We start from the raw sequence: 18,081 nt of genomic DNA on the forward strand, positions 1-18,081 counted from the left end.
GAATTCCCATGGCAAAGATGCGTGCAATGGATGCCGCAGTGCTGGTTCTGGAGAAGGAGGGCATCAATTGCGCCTTCGGCGTTCCGGGTGCTGCGATCAACCCCTTGTATTCGGCAATGAAGATGCGCGGTTCGATCCGCCATGTGCTTGCCCGCCATGTCGAGGGCGCAAGTCATATGGCCGAGGGTTACACCCGTGCTCGCGCCGGCAATATCGGTGTGTGCATCGGAACCTCGGGGCCAGCCGGCACGGACATGATTACCGGCCTCTATTCGGCCTCTGCCGATTCGATCCCGATCCTTTGCATTACCGGCCAGGCGCCCCGCGCCCGCCTCGACAAGGAGGATTTCCAGGCTGTCGATATCGCCAAGATCGCAGCCCCCGTCACCAAATGGGCCGTTACCGTCATGGAGCCGGCGCTCGTTCCCTTTGTCTTCCAGAAGGCATTCCATACGATGCGCTCCGGCCGCCCCGGCCCGGTCCTGATCGATCTGCCTGTTGACGTCCAGCTCGCCGAAATCGAATTCGACATCGACACCTATTCTCCGCTGGAACCTTACAAGCCCTCGGCGACACGGGCACAGGCCGAAAAGGCGATCGCCATGCTGAACGCGGCCGAGCGACCGCTGCTCGTCGCCGGCGGTGGCATCATCAATGCCGATGCTTCGGACCTGCTCGTCGAACTTGCCGAAATCACCGGTGTTCCGGTCATTCCGACGCTGATGGGCTGGGGCGCGATCCCGGACGACCATCCGTTGATGGCAGGCATGTGCGGGCTGCAGACATCGCACCGTTACGGCAATGCCACGCTGCTGGCCTCCGATTTCGTCTTCGGCATCGGCAATCGCTGGGCAAACCGTCATACCGGAAATGTCTCGACCTATACCGAGGGCCGGACTTTCGTGCATGTCGATATCGAGCCGACCCAGATCGGTCGTGTTTTTGCACCCGATTTCGGCATCGTTTCGGATGCCGGCGCTGCATTGAAACTATTCCTCGACGTCGCAACCGAATGGAAGACGGCAGGCAAGCTGCGTGACTGGTCCGCCTGGGCGGAGGAATGCCGCAACCGCAAGCGCACCATGCTGCGCAAGACGCATTTCGACCAGACGCCGCTGAAGCCACAGCGAGTCTATGAGGAGATGAACAAGGCTTTCGACCGCGACACCTGCTATGTCTCGACCATCGGCCTCAGCCAGATCGCCGGCGCGCAATTCCTGCATGTCTACAGGCCGCGCAATTGGATCAATTGCGGCCAGGCAGGCCCGCTCGGCTGGACGCTGCCCGCTGCGCTCGGCGTGCGCGCCGCAGATCCGGACCGGCCGATCGTCGCGCTATCCGGTGACTACGATTTCCAGTTCCTCATCGAGGAGTTGGCCGTCGGTGCGCAACACAAGCTGCCCTATCTGCATGTGGTCGTGAACAATTCCTATCTCGGCCTCATCCGCCAGGCCCAGCGCGGCTTCAACATGGATTTCGAGGTGAGCCTCGCCTTCGACAATATCAACGCTTCAGGCGATGCGGAGCCCGGTTACGGCGTAGATCATGTTGCCGTCGCCGAAGGGCTGGGCTGCAAGGCTATCCGCGTCCGTAGCCCGAACGAGTTCCAGGAAGCGTTCACCACCGCAAAGAAGCTCATGGCGGAACACCGGGTTCCAGTCGTCATCGAATTCATTCTGGAGCGCGTCACCAACATCGCCATGGGCGCCGACATCAATGCCGTGGTCGAGTTCGAAGAACTTGCCGAACGCGGCGAGGACGCCCCGACCGCGACCCTTGCTCTGCTGGACTGAAGGAGAGATCAAATGCCGAAGTTTGCGGCCAATCTGACCATGCTTTTTAACGAGGCGCCCTTTCTTGAGCGCTTCGCACTCGCCGCCAAGGCCGGTTTCGAAGGCGTCGAGTATCTCTTCCCCTATGACTTCGATAAGGAGGCACTTCGCGCCGAGCTCGATGGTCATGGCCTGACCCAGGTGCTTCACAATCTTCCCGCGGGCAACTGGGCGGGCGGCGAGCGTGGGATCGCGATCCTACCCGATCGCATCGACGAATTCCGCCGCGGCGTCGCCTCTGCAATCGAGTATGCATTGGCGCTCGGCTGCAAGCAGGTCAACTGCCTTTCCGGCATCGCACCGGCTGGCCTATCGGATGAGGTGCTGCGGACGACCTTCGTCGCAAATCTCAAATATGCCGCGGCCGAATTGGGCAAGCGCGGAATTCGCCTGTTGATCGAGCCGATCAATCGCTTCGATATTCCGGGCTTCTACCTCAACACGCTCGATCAGGCGGCCTCGATCATCGCCGAGGTCGGCAGCGACAACCTGTTCGTTCAATACGATCTCTACCATCAGCAACGCACCGAGGGCGAACTGATCGGCACGTTCAAGAAGCATCAGGCCGGGATCGCCCATGTGCAGCTTGCCGACAATCCGGGACGCAACGAACCGGGCACCGGCGAGATCGCTTATCCCTTCGTTTTCAATGCGCTCGATGCGCTCGGCTACGACGGTTGGATCGGCTGCGAATACAAGCCGCGTACCACGACCGAAGCAGGGCTCGGCTGGTTTGCGACCGCCCGCCGCCAGGCTGAAAGCGCAACCATTCTCAATATCAGGAGCTAAGAACCATGGCACATATCGGATTTATCGGCCTCGGCATCATGGGCACCCCCATGGCACGCCACCTGCAGGACGCCGGCCATACCGTCATCACGTCCAAGTTTGCCATTTCGCCGCGCCAGGAGTTGCTCGACCATGGCCTGAAAATCGTCGAGACGCCGAAAGCACTCGCCGAAACCGTTGACACGATCATCCTCATGCTGCCCGATACGCCTGAGGTCAAGGATGTCCTCTTCGGCGAGAATGGCGTTGCCTATGGTCTTTCGAAAGGCAAACTCGTCATCGACATGAGCTCGATTTCGCCGATCGAGACCAAGGAATTCGCCAGGAAGGTTCGCGAAACCGGCGCCGAATATATCGACGCGCCTGTCTCCGGTGGTGAGGTCGGCGCCAAGAACGCCTCACTCTCGATCATGGCCGGCGGCTCTGAAGCAAGCTTCGAACGGGCGCTGCCGCTACTTCAGCTGATGGGAAAGAACATCACGCTCGTCGGCGATTGCGGCGACGGCCAGGTCACCAAGGTTGCCAACCAGATCATTGTCGCGCTGACGATCGAGGCAGTGTCGGAAGCTCTCGTCTTCGCGTCCAAGGCAGGAGCCGATCCCGCACGCGTGCGCGCGGCTCTGATGGGCGGCTTTGCCTCCTCGCGCATCCTCGAAGTGCATGGCGAACGCATGATCAAGCGCACCTTTGAGCCCGGCTTCCGCATATCGCTGCATCAGAAGGATTTGAATCTTGCACTGCAGGGGGCCAAGGCGCTTGGCGTCTCGCTGCCCAACACCGCCTCGACGCAGGAGCTCTTCAATCAATGCGCCGCCAACGGTGACAGCGGTCTCGACCACTCCGGCCTCGTCAAAGCGTTGGAGCGCATGGCGAACCATCCTGTCGCCTAGAGCATTTCCAGGAGAAGTGCGTAGCGGTTTTCCTTCCGGAATGCGTACAGAAACAGAAAGTAGAGCGTTTTCGCGCTTCGGAAGAAAAGCGGACACGCTCTAACATGTGAGAAACCCGATGCCGAGCATTGCCGATCCCCGCGCCTTTCTGGAGACGCTGTTCTATGCGGCGGTCGCCGCTGCCGATCCAGACAAAGCGCTCGCCGCCCATCTGCCGGAAAAGCCGAAAGGCCGCACGGTGGTGGTCGGCGCCGGCAAGGGGGTGGCGCAGATGGCGCGCGCCTTCGAGCGCCTGTGGGATGCGCCACTTTCCGGCATCGTCGTCACGCGTTACGGCTATGCCGTACCCTGTGAGCGGATAGAGGTCCTCGAAGCCGCTCATCCAGTGCCGGATGAAAGCGGTCTGCTCGCAGCGGAGCGGCTGATGGCCGCGATGAGCGATCTCACCGAAGACGATCTCGTTGTCGCCCTTGTCTGCGGCGGCGGCTCGGCATTGCTGCCGGCCCCTGCCGGCGATCTCACGCTTGCTGACGAGATCGCCGTCAATCGGGCGCTGCTTGCCTCCGGTGCGCCGATCAGCGCGATGAATGCCGTGCGCAAGCAGGTCTCGCGTATCAAGGGAGGCCGGCTGGCCGCCCTTGCCTATCCGGCCCGCGTCGTCTCACTCGTCGTTTCGGATATTCCAGGCGATAATCCCGCCCTCGTCGCCTCCGGCCCGACGATTGCCGACGCGACCACGCGCACAGATGCGCTTGAGATCATCAATCGCTATCACCTTGATCTGCCGGAAGCTGTCACGCACCATCTCAAGGACGGCAAGGACGAGCCGCCGCTGCCATCAGATCCGCGCTTCGCCCGCAACGACGTCAAACTCGTCGCTTCGGCAGCCATGGCACTGGAGGCTGCGGCCGATGTCGCACGCAAAGCGGGCGTCGAGGCGATCGTGCTCTCCGATGCCATCGAAGGCGAAGCGTCGGAGGTCGGCCGGCAACATGCTGCGATCACGTCCGAAATCGCGCGCCGAAGCCTATCGTCTCAAGATCCCATCGTCGTGCTCTCCGGCGGCGAGACGACCGTGACAATCAAGGGCAAGGGCAAAGGCGGCCGCAACAGCGAGTTCCTGCTTTCCTTCGCCTGCGCTATTTCCGGCCGGAAGGGCATTTCCGCGCTCGCCGCCGACACGGACGGTATCGACGGTTCGGAAGACAATGCCGGCGCCTTTGCCGACGGCACCACCGTTTCACGCCTTGCCGATCAGGAGAAGGATGCCGCCGAATTCCTTGGCCGCAACGACAGCTGGTCGGCCTTCGCCGCTCTCGACGACCTCTTCGTGAGCGGTCCGACCGGCACGAACGTCAACGACTTCCGCGCGATTCTTTTGAACGGCTGACGAACTGCCGCAAGCACGCTCCGAGGGGTTTTCCGCGCTCGCTATCCGCGGGCAGGATCATTGGCGGCAGGCAATGCGTCCCGGCAATTGCCGCCGTGAACCCAGCTGCTTTCCCGATGTGTCGGCCGCTCTTGCGCTAGGTCGGAAACGGTCGTTGATGACAAGACCGCCCCAAACGATGGTTTCGGGATGGAACGGATGATTTCGCTGTCATTGGCGAGAATATTATTCCAAAATCGTTTCAGAAATTAGCAAATCACTATAGGCTTAATATCGACTCGACTGTGCGTACGCTTCGAGCGAGTTCGCTGCGCCCGTCGAGCAAGACAATCCTGCGAAGAAAAGCCGACATGCCCAAAAGAACCTCTCCGCTCGTCGCGTTTCAGTCCAAGACATTCCGCTCGCTCTGGTCGGCAACGCTCATCTCAAATCTCGGCGGATTGGTTGAAGGCGTGGGTGCCGCCTGGCTCATGACCAGCCTTGCCACATCCCACGGCATGGTGGCACTGGTCCAATCCTCCACTACCTTGCCCGTCATGATTTTCTCGCTTGCGGCCGGCGCGCTTGCCGATAACTACGAGCGAAGACGGATCATGCTGATTGCGCAGATGCTGATGCTGTGCGTGTCCGCAACGCTCGCCGTGCTGTCCTACAGCAATGCCTTGACGCCGTGGCTGCTGCTGAGCCTCACCTTCCTGATCGGCTGTGGAGGTGCCCTGCACAATCCGTCATGGCAGGCCTCGATGGGCGATGTCGTTCCGCGTGACCATCTGCCGGGTGCCGTCGCGCTCAATAGCATGAGCTACAATCTGATGCGTAGCATCGGCCCTGCGATCGGCGGCCTCATCGTCGCAGCCGCAGGTGCTGCTTTCGCCTTTCTCTTCAACGTCTTCTGTTATTTCGCCCTGATTTTCGCCTTGTGGCGCTGGAAGAAGGCCCCCGCCCGCAACATGTTGCCGCGCGAGCCCTTCGGCAGCGCAATGTCGGCTGGATTCCGCTACGTCCTGATGTCGCCGAACCTGCTCAAGGTTATGTGCCGCGGCTTTGTCTTCGGCCTGACGGCGATCGTCATCCTGGCGCTGCTGCCGCTGGTTGCGCGCGACCATGTGCATGGCACCGCCATTACTTACGGCATCATGCTCGGCTTCTTCGGCTTCGGCGCGATTTGCGGCGCGCTGCTGATCGGCCGCATTCGCGATCTCCTGAGCAATGAGTGGGTGATCCGCGGCGCATTCTTCACGCTGGCGACCAGCAGCTTCTGCCTGGCGCTGAGCAATCAACTGTGGCTCAGCTGTCTGTTGTTGATGCCTGCAGGCGTGGCATGGGTACAGGCCTTCTCGCTGTTCAACGTCACGGTTCAGCTTTCCACGCCGCGCTGGGTCGTTGGCCGTGCTCTTTCGCTCTACCAGACCGCCACCTTCGGCGGCATGGCGGCAGGAAGCTGGCTCTGGGGCGAACTGGCCGACAGTCATGGCGTAACCGGCGCCCTTCTCATTGCAAGCGCCACGCTCGCGATAGGCGGTCTGCTCGGTCTTCTGTTGCGGCAACCGGATTTTGAATCCCTCAATCTCGATCCGACGAACACGTTCAGCGAACCGCAACTGCAGCTCGACCTGCGTTCCCGAAGCGGCCCGATCCTGGTCATGGTGGATTACAGCATCGATCAGGAAGACGTAGCTGAATTCCTGGCCGTCATGGCGCAGCGCCGCAGGATGAGAATCCGGGATGGCGCAAAGCAATGGTCGCTGCTGCGCGATCTCGAAAAGCCGAACACCTGGACGGAAAGCTACCATCTGCCGACCTGGATCGATTATGTCCGCCACAGCCAGCGCCAGACGCATGCCGACGTCGAGGTTTCCGAGCGCCTTGATGCGCTGCACCGAGGCGATCAACCGCCAATCATCCATCATATGATCGAACGACAAACGGTACCGCGGCATGACGACATGCCTCTGAAGCCCTATCTCGACGCGACATGATAGAGCTGAGCGAGCAGGCTTCCCGCTTCAGCTCTGTCTCTTCAGCCGTCTGATTATGATCATCACGCCCGAATGTCTCGCACAAAAATTGCGTGGCAGGCCGCCGATTGCGATGATGGCCGACGGCTCGACTTTTTTCCGCCTTGGCTGTTTACTCATGCGTGAAGCGGGGGCGATGATGAAAACTCTTTTTCTTGCATTTTTGGCAACGACAGTATCTTGCACCACGGCGTTTGCATCTGGCACCATCTATTATGGCTCTCGCGCCGGGATGGAAGTGACAATCGTCAACATGTCCGGTCTCGATACATCGCATGCGGAAATCCGGACCAAGCACACACGGGAAAACGCAGTCGCCTTCTGCCGTGAGTATGTTCAGAAAGTCACGCCGGATTGTATCAAGCAGGAGTTGGCGACGCCGTTGAATGACCTCATCCAAGCCGATTGCAAAACCGGAGTTTTTACAGATTTCGTTGGCGACCGGCATCAGTTCCAGGGTCGTAATCCAGCGGCCGGCAGCATGGCCAAATATCGGCTGGTGGACTTGAAGACGAATGAGGCCGCTGATGGTTCCTCCGCGTCCGGCTATTCGACAAATATGGGGATCTTTCGGGCTTTGTGCCCAAGAACTGCGCCGCAAGACGACTGAGGCGCAGCTGCACTCCTCACTCTTTCATTCGCTGACAACGTGACAACAGCGCCCCATCTCTTCGAGATCAACCGAAATGCAATCGGTCAGATTTGGCATCCTTTCAGGAAGATATCGGCACAGATCCGGGCGCGCTGGGCAATCTCGTCGATACCAGGCGTCTTTTGCTGACGCAGGATCGCGGCGCGCTGCGGTTCCATGATCATCATTCCGCGCAGCATGCCGGAGGCCATATGCGGGTCCTCGAGCTTGATCAGCCCGCGTTCGACCTGCGTTGTCAGCCATTTCTCCATCACCGCATTCGAGCCGACGATGGCGGTCTCGTAGAAGCTCTTGGCGATTTCGGGAAAGCGGTCGGATTCCGCGATAATGAGGCGCATCATGTCCACCGTATCATCCGACATCGTCAACATACCGTAGGCCGTCAGAAGTCGCTCCAGCCCCTCCCGCAAATCCATCGTTGCGAGCGTCGACTGGTCAAGCGCCAAGAAGAACCGATTAATGCGATCGGAAATGATGCTCGACAGCAAATCCGCCTTGGCCGGGAACAGCCTGTAGAGCGTCTTCGTCGAGACACCGGCCGTTTGTGCGATCGCGTTGATGCTTGTGGCGGCATAGCCATTTTCCCGAAACTGGGTGTCCGCTGCCTCGATGATCAGGCTTTTCGTATCGTCGTCGCAACGGATCTGGGGTCGACCCCTCGACCGCTTCTCGATTAATTGAATTTCGACCATAATAATTTTCCAAATTCCTGTTGACTTCCATTTTATAGCGCATATTTTGGAAAACAGCAAGTTTCCTAAATATCGAGCCGAGAATTTTGGCGGCCTATCCATCCGTCGAAGCCGGTCCTTCGGGAGTAACAGCAATGGAAAGCAAGGTTCATGTGTTGAATGCCGGCAAGCAGGCGCCTGCCGCAGAGGCACCGTCCATGGACGCTGGCAAGCCGGGCGTGCCGGCGGAACTGGCGCGTATTGCCTCTGAGGAAAAGCCGGCGACGAAGCGCGGCAAGCCGTTCCTGATCGGAGCGACCGCGCTCGTCGTCATCGCCGCCGCTGCCTATTACGGGCATAATTACTGGACGATCGGCCGCTTCCAGGTATCGACCGACGATGCCTATGTGCAGGCCGACAACAGCGCTATTGCACCGAAAATCTCCGGCTATGTCACCAATGTCCTCGTCAGCGACAATCAGCCCGTCAAGGCGGGACAAGTGCTTGCCCGCATTGACGATCGCGACTTCAGGACGGCGCTCGACCAGGCCAAGGCCGATGTTGCCGCCGCTCAAGCCGATGTCGAGGCCAAGCAGGCTTCTCTCGACATGCAGCAATCGCTGATATCGGCCGCCCAGGCGACGGTCGACGTCGACAGGGCCAACGAGACCTTTGCCGAACAAAACGACAAGCGCTATGCGAGCCTTTCGGTGAATGGCTACGCCGCGGTGCAAACCGCACAGCAGGCCGCTTCTCAGATCGCCGCTGCGCGCGCCGCCATCAATCGCGACACCGCGTCGCTTGCGGCAACCACCAAGCAGGTCGATCTGTTGAAAGCGCAGCTGGCACAAGCCAAGGCGACAATTGCCCATGATCAGGCGGTCCAAAGCCAAGCCGAGCTCAATCTCTCCTATACGGCCATTACCGCTCCGCTCGACGGCGTCGTCGGCAATCGCACGCTCCGCGTCGGCCAATATGTCCAGGCCGGCACGCAGCTGATGTCGGTGGTGCCGACATCGGCAGCCTACATCATTGCCAATTACAAGGAGACCCAGTTGACCGACGTGCGGGCCGGTCAGCCGGTCGACATCGAAGTCGATATGTTCCCCGGCCGCACCTATCACGGCCATGTCGACAGCCTGGCACCCGCCAGCGGCCAGGAATTTGCGCTGCTGCCGCCGGACAATGCCACGGGCAATTTCACCAAAGTGGTGCAACGCATCCCGGTCAAGATCGTCCTTGACGCAGACAGCGCAACATCCGGCGACCTACGCCCCGGCATGTCGGTGCAACCGAGCATCGACATCAAGACGGCCGATCAGGGCCACGGCGCGTGAATGCCGAGGATGAGGAGTACGGAACCATGTCCACCACAACAGCCGCCGCCGTCCCACAGCAAAGTGCGAAGGCCAGCACCAAAGAATGGATTGCCGTGCTTGCCGGCATGATCGGCGCCTTCATGGCAATTCTCAACATACAGATCACCAACGCCTCTCTCCTCGACATAGAAGGCGGCATCGGCACGGGCGTCGACAACGGCGCCTGGATATCGACCTCTTACCTGATCGGCGAGATCGTCGTCATTCCATTGACCGCTTTTTTCAGCAGCGTCTTCTCGTTTCGCCGCTATATCCTCGTCAATTCGATCCTTTTTCCGCTGTTCTCGATCGCCTGTGCCTTCGCGCATGATCTTGGCACGATGATCGTCCTGCGCGGGCTGCAGGGCTTTGCCGGCGGCGTGCTCATCCCGATGGCCTTCACCATGATCCTCACCAAGCTGCCGAAATCGCAGCAGCCGACGGGGCTTGCCATCTTCGCTCTCTCGGTCACCGTTGCCCCGGCGATCGGCCCCACCATCGGCGGCTATCTGACTGAAAACTACGGCTGGCAGACGATCTTCTTCATCAATGCCTTGCCAAGCGCCATCATGGCGATCGCCCTTGCCCTTACGCTTGAAAAGGCGCCGATGCGGCTCGGCCTTCTGAAAGAGGGCGATTGGGCGGGGATCGTCACGATGGCGATCGGGCTTTCGGCACTGCAGACCGTGCTTGAGGAAGGCAACAAGGACGACTGGTTCTCCTCACCCTTCATCCTCAAGCTCAGCGCCATCGCCGTCGTCTCGCTCGGCGCCTTCATCTGGATCGAGCTGACGGTCCAGAACCCGCTGGTGAAGCTGAGGCTGTTAAAGCAGCGCAATTTCGGCATCGGCGTTCTCGTCAATGTGCTGGTCGGCTTCGCCCTCTTTGGCTCGGTCTATATCCTGCCGCAATATCTCGGCCAGGTGCAGCGCTACAATGCCGAGCAGATCGGCAACGTGCTCGCCTGGACGGGTCTGCCGCAGCTCATCCTGATCCCGCTGGTTCCGATGATGATGAAGCGCTTTGACGTCCGCTATATCGGCTTTCTCGGCATCGGCATCTTCGCGGTAAGCTGCTTCATGAACGTGACGCTTTCGGCCGATACCGCCGGCGACCAATTCTGGATCCCGAATATCGTGCGTGCCGTCGGCCAGGCCATGGTCATCACGCCGATCACGGCAATTACCACCGCCGGCATCGCAGCGGCTGATGCCGCCGCGGCGTCCGGCCTGACCAACATGCTGAGAAACCTCGGAGGCGCTGTCGGAACGGCGACGCTCGGCACGGTGCTCACCAAGCGCGAACAGTTCCACTCCAACATCATCGGCCAGTCGGTGACGCTCTCCCGCGACGAGGTAAGAGAGCGGCTGACGCAGGTGACCAATTATTTCCTCTCGCATGGGGTCTCCGATCATGCCCTTGCCACGCAGAAAGCGACGGTCGCTCTCGGCAGTCTCATCAAGCGGCAGGCGCTGATCATGGGCTTCGGCGATACCTTCGCCGTAATCGGCATTTTGCTGGCAATAGCGGCTGTCGCCGTCCTTCTTGCCCGCAAGCCCGCCCCTGGCGGCGGAGCGGGCGCCCACTGAGACAAGCGCAGGATGCGCGTGGCGCGAGGACCTGGTTCTTCGCGCCATGCGGATATGGTTGGACATCGCGAACCGGCCGGCCCGATCGTCGGTGACCAAAATCTGACCGACAAGAAATTCTCCGGCAACCCGACCCAATCCTACCGCATCCGCGAGCCGCTCCGGGTTACCGGTGAGGTCAAAGGCCCGCAAAGGCACTCTCCCCAACAACTAAGATACCAAGGATCACCTTGAACGCCGGAAGGCGCAAGGCATCGAAGCGATCCGCTGATCGCCGTCGGCAACAGGCTCATGGCCGATACGCCGAAACATCCGGTCGCTATCGAGATCGAGCCCGGTTGACGCCTAGGCCTCGACGGCGCTTTCGGCGATATCGATCGGGTCGCTCCGTCCACTGCGTCTGATGGCCTGTGGCGGTTGCCCGAAAGCGCGCAGAAAAGCACGCCGCATACGGTCACGATCGGCGAAACCCGTCTGGCGCGCGATGACGTCGATCGGGTGGCGGCTCTGTTCCATCAGGAGTCGCGCCGCCTCGACGCGCAGGCGCTCAACGATTTTGGCGGGCGGCTGCCCGGTCTCCGCCAGAAATGCCCGGCTGAACTGCCTGGGGCTGAGGCTTGCCACCTTGGCCAGTTGGGTGACCGAAAGTTCCGTTTGAAGGTTGCGCCGCGCATAGGTCAACGCGCGCTGAATACGGTCGGACTTCGGCGCGATGTCGAGAAGCTCGGAGAACTGCGACTGTCCTCCGGGTCGCCGGTGATAGACGACCAGCTTGCGCGCGACCGCCCGCGCAATTTCCACGCCATGATCCTGCTCCACGAGCGCAAGCGCCAGATCGATCGCGGCGCTCGCACCTGCAGAGGTCCATATCGGCCCATCGGCGATGAAGATGCGATCCTGCTCGACCTTGACCGCCGGGAAGCGGTCGGCCAGTTCGCGCGCGTGGAACCAATGCGTCGTCGCTCGCCTTCCATCAAGAAGACCCGCCTCCGCAAGGACAAAAGCGCCGGTGCAGATCGAAACAACGCGGCGGTGGCGAGCGGTCGCGTCTTTCAGATGCTCGACGAGCCTGGGCGGAAACGGAACGATCGTCGGGGCTCCGGCAATCATAAGGGTATCGAAGCTCTGTCCGCGCAGCTCGACGGTATCGACGTCGACGCCGATGCAACTCCGAACGAGCCCACCCGTCATCGACACGGTCACCACCTCATAGGCGGGTTCCGGCAAGGTGCGGTTGGCGAATTCGAACGCCGATAGGGCGCCCAGAGAGAGCATGTGAAAGCTTGGATGGACCAGGAAACCAATGGTCTGCATCGTCCTCACCGTGAATGTCTTGAAACGTCGTATATATGACATTTGTGCCGCAGCACTGCAACCCCACATCTCTTTCGTAGACGTGCAGGTCATTCGAAATCGAGACCGCTCGCCCCTCAAGAAAGGATGAAAGTCATGCCAATGAAGACCCTTTACACTGCCCAGGTCCACACCGTCGGTGGCCGCGAAGGCGCGGCACGCAGCGCTGACGGCCGGATCGACGTCCGCCTCGCCGCGCCAGGCTCCAAGCGCCCGGGCACCAATCCCGAGCAATTGTTCGCCGCCGGATGGTCAGCCTGCTTCGAAGGCGCACTTGCCCGCGCTGCGGGAGAGGCCGGCGTCGCACTGCCGGTCGACACGGCCGTCGATGCCGAAGTCGATCTCAACATCGACGAGATCGAAGGTTTCTCGATCAGCGCCCGGCTCGCCGTCAGCCTGCCTGGGCTTGAGCGGCAAGCGGCGCAGGCTCTGATCGACCGCGCACACGCAATCTGCCCTTATTCAAAGATGGTACGCGGCGGGATCGAAGCCGCCGTCGCCCTGGCCTGATCGGAGACAGATAATGTCCATCATCGAAACCAACATCGATCGCCGCAACTTTCTCGCGTCGTCCCTGGTCGGCGCAGTCGCTTTGAGCGTTCCGTTCGCCGCGCGGGCGGGCGTCGTAGCGGGCAGTGCGGAAATTCGCCCCTTCATCTTCCAGGCGTCAAAGGAATCGCTTTCCGATCTGCGCTCGCGCATTCGCGCAACCAAGTGGCCGGAACGTGAGACCGTTCGCGACGCGACGCAAGGTGTGAACCTTGCCACGATGCAGAAGCTCGCCGACTATTGGGCCAACCATCACGACTGGCGCAAGGCCGAGAAGGCAATCAATGCTCGGCTGAACTTCATTACCGAGATCGATGGGCTCGACATCCACTTCATTCATGTGAAGTCGAAGCACCCCGACGCGCTTCCGATCATCGTCACTCACGGCTGGCCGGGCTCGATCATCGAGCAGCTGAAGATCATCGAACCGCTCACCAATCCGACCGCCTATGGCGGCACCGCGGCGGATGCGTTTCACGTCGTCATTCCGTCGCTTCCCGGCTACGGCTTCTCCGGCAAGCCGACCGCAACCGGCTGGGATCCTCAGCATGTCGCGCGGGCCTGGGTCGAGCTGATGCGCCGCCTCGGCTATACCCGCTACGCCGCCCAGGGCGGCGATTGGGGAAATGCGGTCACCGAACAGATGGCGCTCCTCAAGCCGGCGGGATTGATCGGTGTTCATACCAACATGCCCGCCACCATTCCGGACGACATCGCCAAGCTTCTGCCCGATGGCCCCATGCCGGCGGGCCTTTCTGCCGACGAACGCTACGCCTGGGAACAGCTCGCCTTCTTCTACAAGCATGGGCTTGGCTACGCCCAGGAAATGGCAAACCGGCCGCAGACGCTCTATGCGCTTGCGGATTCGCCCATCGGGCTGGCCGCCTGGATGCTCGACCACGACGATCGCAGCCGTGATTTAATCACGCGTGTCTTCGATGGTGCCTACGAAGGACTGACGCGAGACGACATCCTCAATAACATCACCCTCTATTGGCTGACGAATACCGCGGTCTCCTCGGCACGCCTCTATTGGGAGAGCAAGCTCGCCTTCTTCCAGCCGAAGAGAGTCGAGTTGCCGATGGGCGTCAGTGCCTTCCCCGACGAGATCTACACTGCGCCGGAGAGCTGGGCTCGCAAGGCCTATCCGAACCTCGTTCACTATAATCGCCTGCCGAAAGGCGGCCACTTTGCCGCCTGGGAACAGCCGCAGCTCCTGACCGCAGAACTGCGTGCAACCTTTCAGTCGCTGCGGTGAATAAGCTGCATCGTCTCAGACACGGCAACGGCTGAGGTCATCGCGTAGAATTGACGGTCAGCACAACCTTAATGCCATCGCCGGCATGCTCCCGATTTGCTTTATGACGGGAGCACTCGGCGGTGGCGTCTCAACTATCTGGATTCCCCAGCCCGAACCGATTTAGCGAAGCGCCACCATTCTTATTTTAATTCCTCCAAATCGTTTCGCCTGCTTTTGCATTGCCTTGACCAAGGCCATATCAATTCAGGACATTGACTTTTGTCAGCTATGATGAATTATGTCAGAGTGTTCATTTTGAAAGAGCAGCATGCCGATCCGCTCCAACGACCAGATTATTCACAAGGCCGCCTGGCTCTACTACACGCATGGCATGCGCCAGGATGAAGTGGCCCAGCGCCTGGAGATCTCGCGCGCATCGATTGCCATGTATTTGCGCCGCGCGCGCGAAATGGGGATCGTCACGATTACCACCTCCAACGAACTCTTCTCGGATGATGTCCTCGCCCGGGAGCTGGAGGACGCGACAGGCCTGACGTCCGTCTGGATCGTGCCGGAAGATCGGCAAGCCATGGATCCGGCTGCGGAAATGCCTGTTGTCGCAGCTTCCGTTTTCCTCGAACTCATCAATAAGGGCGACCGGATTGGCGTCGCCTGGGGTCGCACCGTCTATCACATTGCCGACGTCATGCCATTTGCCGATCTGCGCGGCGTTACCGTGGTTCAGCTCTGCGGCAATCTTGGCGCGCCCTACTCCTATCGCCCCGACCAATGCACGACGGAAATCGCCCGGCGGCTCAATGCCGAAGGCATCAATCTCTATGCCCCCCTCGTGCTCTCCTCGGAACGGCTTGCGGAAGAACTACGCTCCGAACCTGTCATTCGCGAGCAGCTTGCAACGATTTCCGACTGCCAGCTCGCGCTCTACTCGGTGGGCGGCATCGAGGATGATAGCCACCTCGTCAAATGTGGAGCGCTTTCAGCGGCAGAAATGCACGCGATGGGCAGCAAGGGTGCGGCTGGAGTCATAGCCGGGCAGCTCATCGACCGCGATGGCCAATGGATGGATTGCGGCCATAACCGCCGCTGCATGTCTGCCGATCTCGGCTCCATCCGCGCAATCAAGAAGCGTATGCTCGTGGTGCAGGAAGACAGCAAATTCGAACCCCTGGTCGCTGCGCTCAAAGGCGGCTTCGCCTCGCACCTCATCGTTACCGCATCGATGGCACGGCGCATCCTGGATCGCTGGAGAACAGAAGGGCTCGACAGAAACAGCTCAGGCAAGACCTGAGCCTGTCACATGGCCCACCGATACGGGAGGGGCCGTTTCACCGGGAGGTAAACTAAAATGGAAAATCTCTGGCGCGACGATGTCGCGGAAAAAGTCGTGGCCGATTATCAGGCCAAGGGCGTCAATCGCGATCTTGCATTGCGCACCTATACGACACGGCTTTTGGGAGGTGAACCGCGGCTCGTGCTGCATGGGGGCGGCAACACCTCCGTGAAGACTGAGATGACGGATCTGGTCGGCGATACCCACACCGTCCTCTGCGTCAAAGGCAGCGGCTGGGATATGGGCGTCATCGAGCCGCCAGGCCTGCCCGCCGTCCGGATCGGGCCGCTTCTGAAGAGCCGGAAGCTCGCAAAGCTGTCGGACGAGGATATGGTGACGCTGCTGCGCGCCAATCTCATCGATCCGATGGCACCGAACCCCTCGGTGGAAGCGCTCCTGCACGCCTTTCTTCCGCACAAATTCGTCGATCACACCCATTCGACGGCGATCCTTGCGATCGCCGACCAGGCGAAAAGCCGGGAAATGTGCACGGAGCTGTTCGGCAAGAAGATGGGCTTCGTACCCTACATCATGCCGGGATTTGCACTCGCCAAAGCGGCGGCGAAAGTCTTTGAACGGGATCCGACGGTCGAAGGTCTGATTCTGGACAAGCACGGTATCTTCACCTTCGGCGAGACGGCAAAGGAAGCCTACGACCGGATGATCCATTACGTGACACTGGCGGAGGACCATGTGAAGCGGAATGGCCGTCATCCTTTCACGGCGGCCGCCCTGCCCGCAGATCTCGCAAGCCCCGGCGATATCGCTGCCATGCTGCGCGGTGCCGTTGCGGTCGACAAGGGCGAAGGTCGTTTCGACCGGATGGTCAGCGTGTTCCGCACCTCGCCGGCTATCCTCGACTTCGTCAACTCCGCCGAAGTTGCCGACATGGCGGCCCGCGGCGTCTCGACCCCCGATCTTTCCATTCGCATCAAGACCGGACCGATGGTGCTGCCGGCGCCGACGAAGGAAAATCTCGCCGGCTATCGTGGCATAATCGACGAGCGCGTCGCCGCCTTTGCCGCCGACTATACCGAGTATTTCCGCAGCAACGATGCGCGGGATGACGTCGAGCGCATCATGCTCGATCCGATGCCGCGCCTGACTCTGGTGCCTGGCCTCGGCATGTATGGTCACGGCCGGACCTACAAGGATGCGACAATTGCCGTGGATGTCGGGGAGATGTGGATCGAGGCTGCGCGGGACGCGGAATCGATCGGCCGGTTCGAGCCGGTCAGCCGGCCGGATCTGTTCGAGCTCGAATATTGGTCGTTGGAACAGGCGAAACTCGCCGGCGCCAAGCCCAAGCCCTTCACCGGTCAGGTCGTGATGGTCACGGGTGGTGCCGGTGCCATTGGTGCCGCCATCGTCAAGGCATTCGCAACCGAAGGCGCCCATGCCGTCGTGCTCGACCTCGACGGCGAGAAGGCAAGGACGGTTGCCAAATCCGTTGGCAACGCTTCGATCGGCCTTGCTTGCGACATAACCGACCCTGCCTCGGTTCGCGCCGCCTTCGACGCTGCGGTTGCCACCTTCGGCGGTGTCGATATTGTCGTCTCGAATGCGGGTGCCGCCTGGGAGAGCCCGATCGCGACCATGGACGATGCACTGCTGCGTAAAAGCTTCGAGCTGAACTTCTTCGCCCATCAGAGCGTGGCGCAAAATGCGGTACGCATCATGAAAGCACAGGGAACCGGCGGCGTTCTGCTCTTCAATGCCTCCAAGCAAGCGGTCAATCCCGGTGCCAAATTCGGCGCCTATGGGCTTGCGAAAGCAGCAACCCTGTTCTTGTCCCGCCAATATGCATTGGAGCATGGCGCCGACAGGATCCGGGTCAACGCCGTCAATGCCGACCGTATCCGATCAGGCCTGCTCAATGACGAGATGATCGCCAACCGCGCCGCTGCACGCGGCGTGTCCATTTCCGAATATATGGGTGGGAACCTTCTTGGCCTTGAGGTGACGGCCGAGGACGTCGCCCGCGCTTTCGTTCACCATGCTCTGGCCGAGAGAACGACGGCGGATGTAACGACCGTCGATGGCGGCAACATCGCGGCCGCCCTTCGCTGAGACCAGCGCAATCTCGCAAAGGAAATTGCCCCCATCCGGGGGCAATTTTTGTCGGCATGTCCAAGGATGCAGTTGCCAACAGGCAATAAGTCATGACCTCCACCAGAGGTGGAGGTTTGAAACGCTGCGCTTGAACCGCTAGAAGCGGTTTTGTTAGCGCTTAGTAGCTACGATTGAAGAGGTCGGCAAAGTCGGAAGCTTTGTCGGCCTTTTCCTGATTACGGATATACCGTCTGACGACCTGCTCGTCATAGCCAGCCGTCGATACGAAGTACCCGCGCGCCCAAAAGTGATAACCCTTGTAGCGGCGCTTGCGCGCATATTTGTTG

At 60.6% G+C, this 18,081-nt stretch carries 16 protein-coding genes; 13 read left to right on the plus strand and 3 right to left on the minus strand.

Features of this window, described 5'->3' with window-relative positions; all coding sequences use genetic code 11:
• Positions 1-8 precede the first annotated feature (8 nt).
• The 6 genes from gcl to QD409_RS29645 all read left to right on the plus strand — a co-directional run bounded on the left by gcl (position 9) and on the right by QD409_RS29645 (position 7,529).
• Entirely contained in the window at positions 9-1,793 is a 1,785-nt protein-coding gene (gcl, locus tag QD409_RS29620) for a glyoxylate carboligase (protein WP_430764418.1), read from the plus strand.
• Positions 1,794-1,805: 12 nt separating this feature from the next.
• The gene (gene hyi, locus QD409_RS29625) at positions 1,806-2,621 is read left to right on the plus strand and encodes a hydroxypyruvate isomerase (protein WP_430764419.1); all 816 of its coding nucleotides are present in this window, start codon (positions 1,806-1,808) and stop codon (positions 2,619-2,621) included.
• 5 nt (positions 2,622-2,626) lie between these two features.
• On the plus strand, positions 2,627-3,511 hold the full coding sequence (gene glxR, locus QD409_RS29630; RefSeq protein WP_092855632.1) for a 2-hydroxy-3-oxopropionate reductase: 885 nt from the start codon (positions 2,627-2,629) through the stop codon (positions 3,509-3,511).
• 118 nt (positions 3,512-3,629) lie between these two features.
• The gene (locus tag QD409_RS29635) at positions 3,630-4,901 is read left to right on the plus strand and encodes a glycerate kinase type-2 family protein (RefSeq protein ID WP_092855634.1); all 1,272 of its coding nucleotides are present in this window, start codon (positions 3,630-3,632) and stop codon (positions 4,899-4,901) included.
• Between the two features lie 350 nt (positions 4,902-5,251).
• Positions 5,252-6,880 carry an MFS transporter gene (locus tag QD409_RS29640; RefSeq protein ID WP_092855636.1) on the plus strand — a complete coding sequence of 543 codons (1,629 nt, stop codon included), beginning with the start codon at positions 5,252-5,254 and terminating at the stop codon, positions 6,878-6,880.
• Positions 6,881-6,935: 55 nt separating this feature from the next.
• Positions 6,936-7,529, plus strand: coding sequence for a hypothetical protein (locus tag QD409_RS29645; protein ID WP_245298173.1), 594 nt, complete (start codon positions 6,936-6,938; stop codon positions 7,527-7,529).
• Positions 7,530-7,615: 86 nt separating this feature from the next.
• On the opposite strand, the gene QD409_RS29650 is transcribed toward QD409_RS29645, so the two are convergent.
• On the minus strand, positions 7,616-8,263 hold the full coding sequence (locus QD409_RS29650; RefSeq protein ID WP_092855642.1) for a TetR/AcrR family transcriptional regulator: 648 nt from the start codon (positions 8,261-8,263) through the stop codon (positions 7,616-7,618).
• A 134-nt stretch (positions 8,264-8,397) separates the two neighbouring features.
• Between QD409_RS29650 and QD409_RS29655 the strand changes: the two genes are divergently transcribed.
• From QD409_RS29655 to QD409_RS29665, 3 genes are read left to right on the plus strand one after another with little or no spacing between them, the layout of a single operon-like run.
• Complete coding sequence (locus QD409_RS29655) at positions 8,398-9,579, plus strand: HlyD family secretion protein (protein WP_092855644.1); 1,182 nt, start codon at positions 8,398-8,400, stop codon at positions 9,577-9,579.
• 26 nt (positions 9,580-9,605) lie between these two features.
• The gene (locus QD409_RS29660) at positions 9,606-11,189 is read left to right on the plus strand and encodes a DHA2 family efflux MFS transporter permease subunit (RefSeq protein WP_092855645.1); all 1,584 of its coding nucleotides are present in this window, start codon (positions 9,606-9,608) and stop codon (positions 11,187-11,189) included.
• Between the two features lie 54 nt (positions 11,190-11,243).
• Positions 11,244-11,423 carry an NAD(+)--rifampin ADP-ribosyltransferase gene (locus tag QD409_RS29665; RefSeq protein ID WP_425348574.1) on the plus strand — a complete coding sequence of 60 codons (180 nt, stop codon included), beginning with the start codon at positions 11,244-11,246 and terminating at the stop codon, positions 11,421-11,423.
• Between the two features lie 111 nt (positions 11,424-11,534).
• Here QD409_RS29665 and QD409_RS29670 read toward each other — a convergent pair whose 3' ends face one another.
• Positions 11,535-12,503, minus strand: coding sequence for a GlxA family transcriptional regulator (locus QD409_RS29670; RefSeq protein WP_092855657.1), 969 nt, complete (start codon positions 12,501-12,503; stop codon positions 11,535-11,537).
• Between the two features lie 135 nt (positions 12,504-12,638).
• Here QD409_RS29670 and QD409_RS29675 point away from each other — a divergent pair, with 135 nt between their 5' ends.
• The 4 genes from QD409_RS29675 (at position 12,639) to QD409_RS29690 (ending at position 17,752) form a co-directional block, all read left to right on the plus strand.
• Positions 12,639-13,052: an organic hydroperoxide resistance protein gene (locus QD409_RS29675; protein ID WP_092855647.1), complete on the plus strand. Its 414-nt coding sequence runs from the start codon at positions 12,639-12,641 to the stop codon at positions 13,050-13,052.
• Between the two features lie 13 nt (positions 13,053-13,065).
• On the plus strand, positions 13,066-14,349 hold the full coding sequence (locus tag QD409_RS29680) for an epoxide hydrolase family protein (RefSeq protein ID WP_092855648.1): 1,284 nt from the start codon (positions 13,066-13,068) through the stop codon (positions 14,347-14,349).
• Positions 14,350-14,659: 310 nt separating this feature from the next.
• Positions 14,660-15,640, plus strand: coding sequence for a sugar-binding transcriptional regulator (locus QD409_RS29685; RefSeq protein ID WP_092855650.1), 981 nt, complete (start codon positions 14,660-14,662; stop codon positions 15,638-15,640).
• A gap of 57 nt (positions 15,641-15,697) precedes the next feature.
• A complete protein-coding gene (locus tag QD409_RS29690; protein ID WP_092855653.1) occupies positions 15,698-17,752 on the plus strand; it encodes a bifunctional aldolase/short-chain dehydrogenase in 2,055 nt (684 codons plus the stop codon).
• Between the two features lie 160 nt (positions 17,753-17,912).
• On the opposite strand, the gene QD409_RS29695 is transcribed toward QD409_RS29690, so the two are convergent.
• A partial coding sequence (locus tag QD409_RS29695; protein WP_430764420.1) for a transposase occupies positions 17,913-18,081 on the minus strand: 169 nt, incomplete at its 5' end.

Origin of the sequence: Rhizobium sp. BR 315, from assembly GCF_050577975.1 — a bacterium.
In the GTDB taxonomy this organism is placed as follows: domain Bacteria; phylum Pseudomonadota; class Alphaproteobacteria; order Rhizobiales; family Rhizobiaceae; genus Rhizobium; species Rhizobium miluonense.

Bases quoted from the DNA above. Each gene is read 5' to 3' on its own strand.
- gcl (WP_430764418.1), top strand. From the start codon at position 9: ATGGCAAAGATGCGTGCAATGGATGCCGCAGTGCTGGTTCTGGAGAAG.
- hyi (WP_430764419.1), top strand. From the start codon at position 1,806: ATGCCGAAGTTTGCGGCCAATCTGACCATGCTTTTTAACGAGGCGCCC.
- glxR (WP_092855632.1), top strand. From the start codon at position 2,627: ATGGCACATATCGGATTTATCGGCCTCGGCATCATGGGCACCCCCATG.
- QD409_RS29635 (WP_092855634.1), top strand. From the start codon at position 3,630: ATGCCGAGCATTGCCGATCCCCGCGCCTTTCTGGAGACGCTGTTCTAT.
- QD409_RS29640 (WP_092855636.1), top strand. From the start codon at position 5,252: ATGCCCAAAAGAACCTCTCCGCTCGTCGCGTTTCAGTCCAAGACATTC.
- QD409_RS29645 (WP_245298173.1), top strand. From the start codon at position 6,936: ATGATCATCACGCCCGAATGTCTCGCACAAAAATTGCGTGGCAGGCCG.
- QD409_RS29650 (WP_092855642.1), bottom strand. From the start codon at position 8,263: ATGGTCGAAATTCAATTAATCGAGAAGCGGTCGAGGGGTCGACCCCAG.
- QD409_RS29655 (WP_092855644.1), top strand. From the start codon at position 8,398: ATGGAAAGCAAGGTTCATGTGTTGAATGCCGGCAAGCAGGCGCCTGCC.
- QD409_RS29660 (WP_092855645.1), top strand. From the start codon at position 9,606: ATGTCCACCACAACAGCCGCCGCCGTCCCACAGCAAAGTGCGAAGGCC.
- QD409_RS29665 (WP_425348574.1), top strand. From the start codon at position 11,244: ATGGTTGGACATCGCGAACCGGCCGGCCCGATCGTCGGTGACCAAAAT.
- QD409_RS29670 (WP_092855657.1), bottom strand. From the start codon at position 12,503: ATGCAGACCATTGGTTTCCTGGTCCATCCAAGCTTTCACATGCTCTCT.
- QD409_RS29675 (WP_092855647.1), top strand. From the start codon at position 12,639: ATGCCAATGAAGACCCTTTACACTGCCCAGGTCCACACCGTCGGTGGC.
- QD409_RS29680 (WP_092855648.1), top strand. From the start codon at position 13,066: ATGTCCATCATCGAAACCAACATCGATCGCCGCAACTTTCTCGCGTCG.
- QD409_RS29685 (WP_092855650.1), top strand. From the start codon at position 14,660: ATGCCGATCCGCTCCAACGACCAGATTATTCACAAGGCCGCCTGGCTC.
- QD409_RS29690 (WP_092855653.1), top strand. From the start codon at position 15,698: ATGGAAAATCTCTGGCGCGACGATGTCGCGGAAAAAGTCGTGGCCGAT.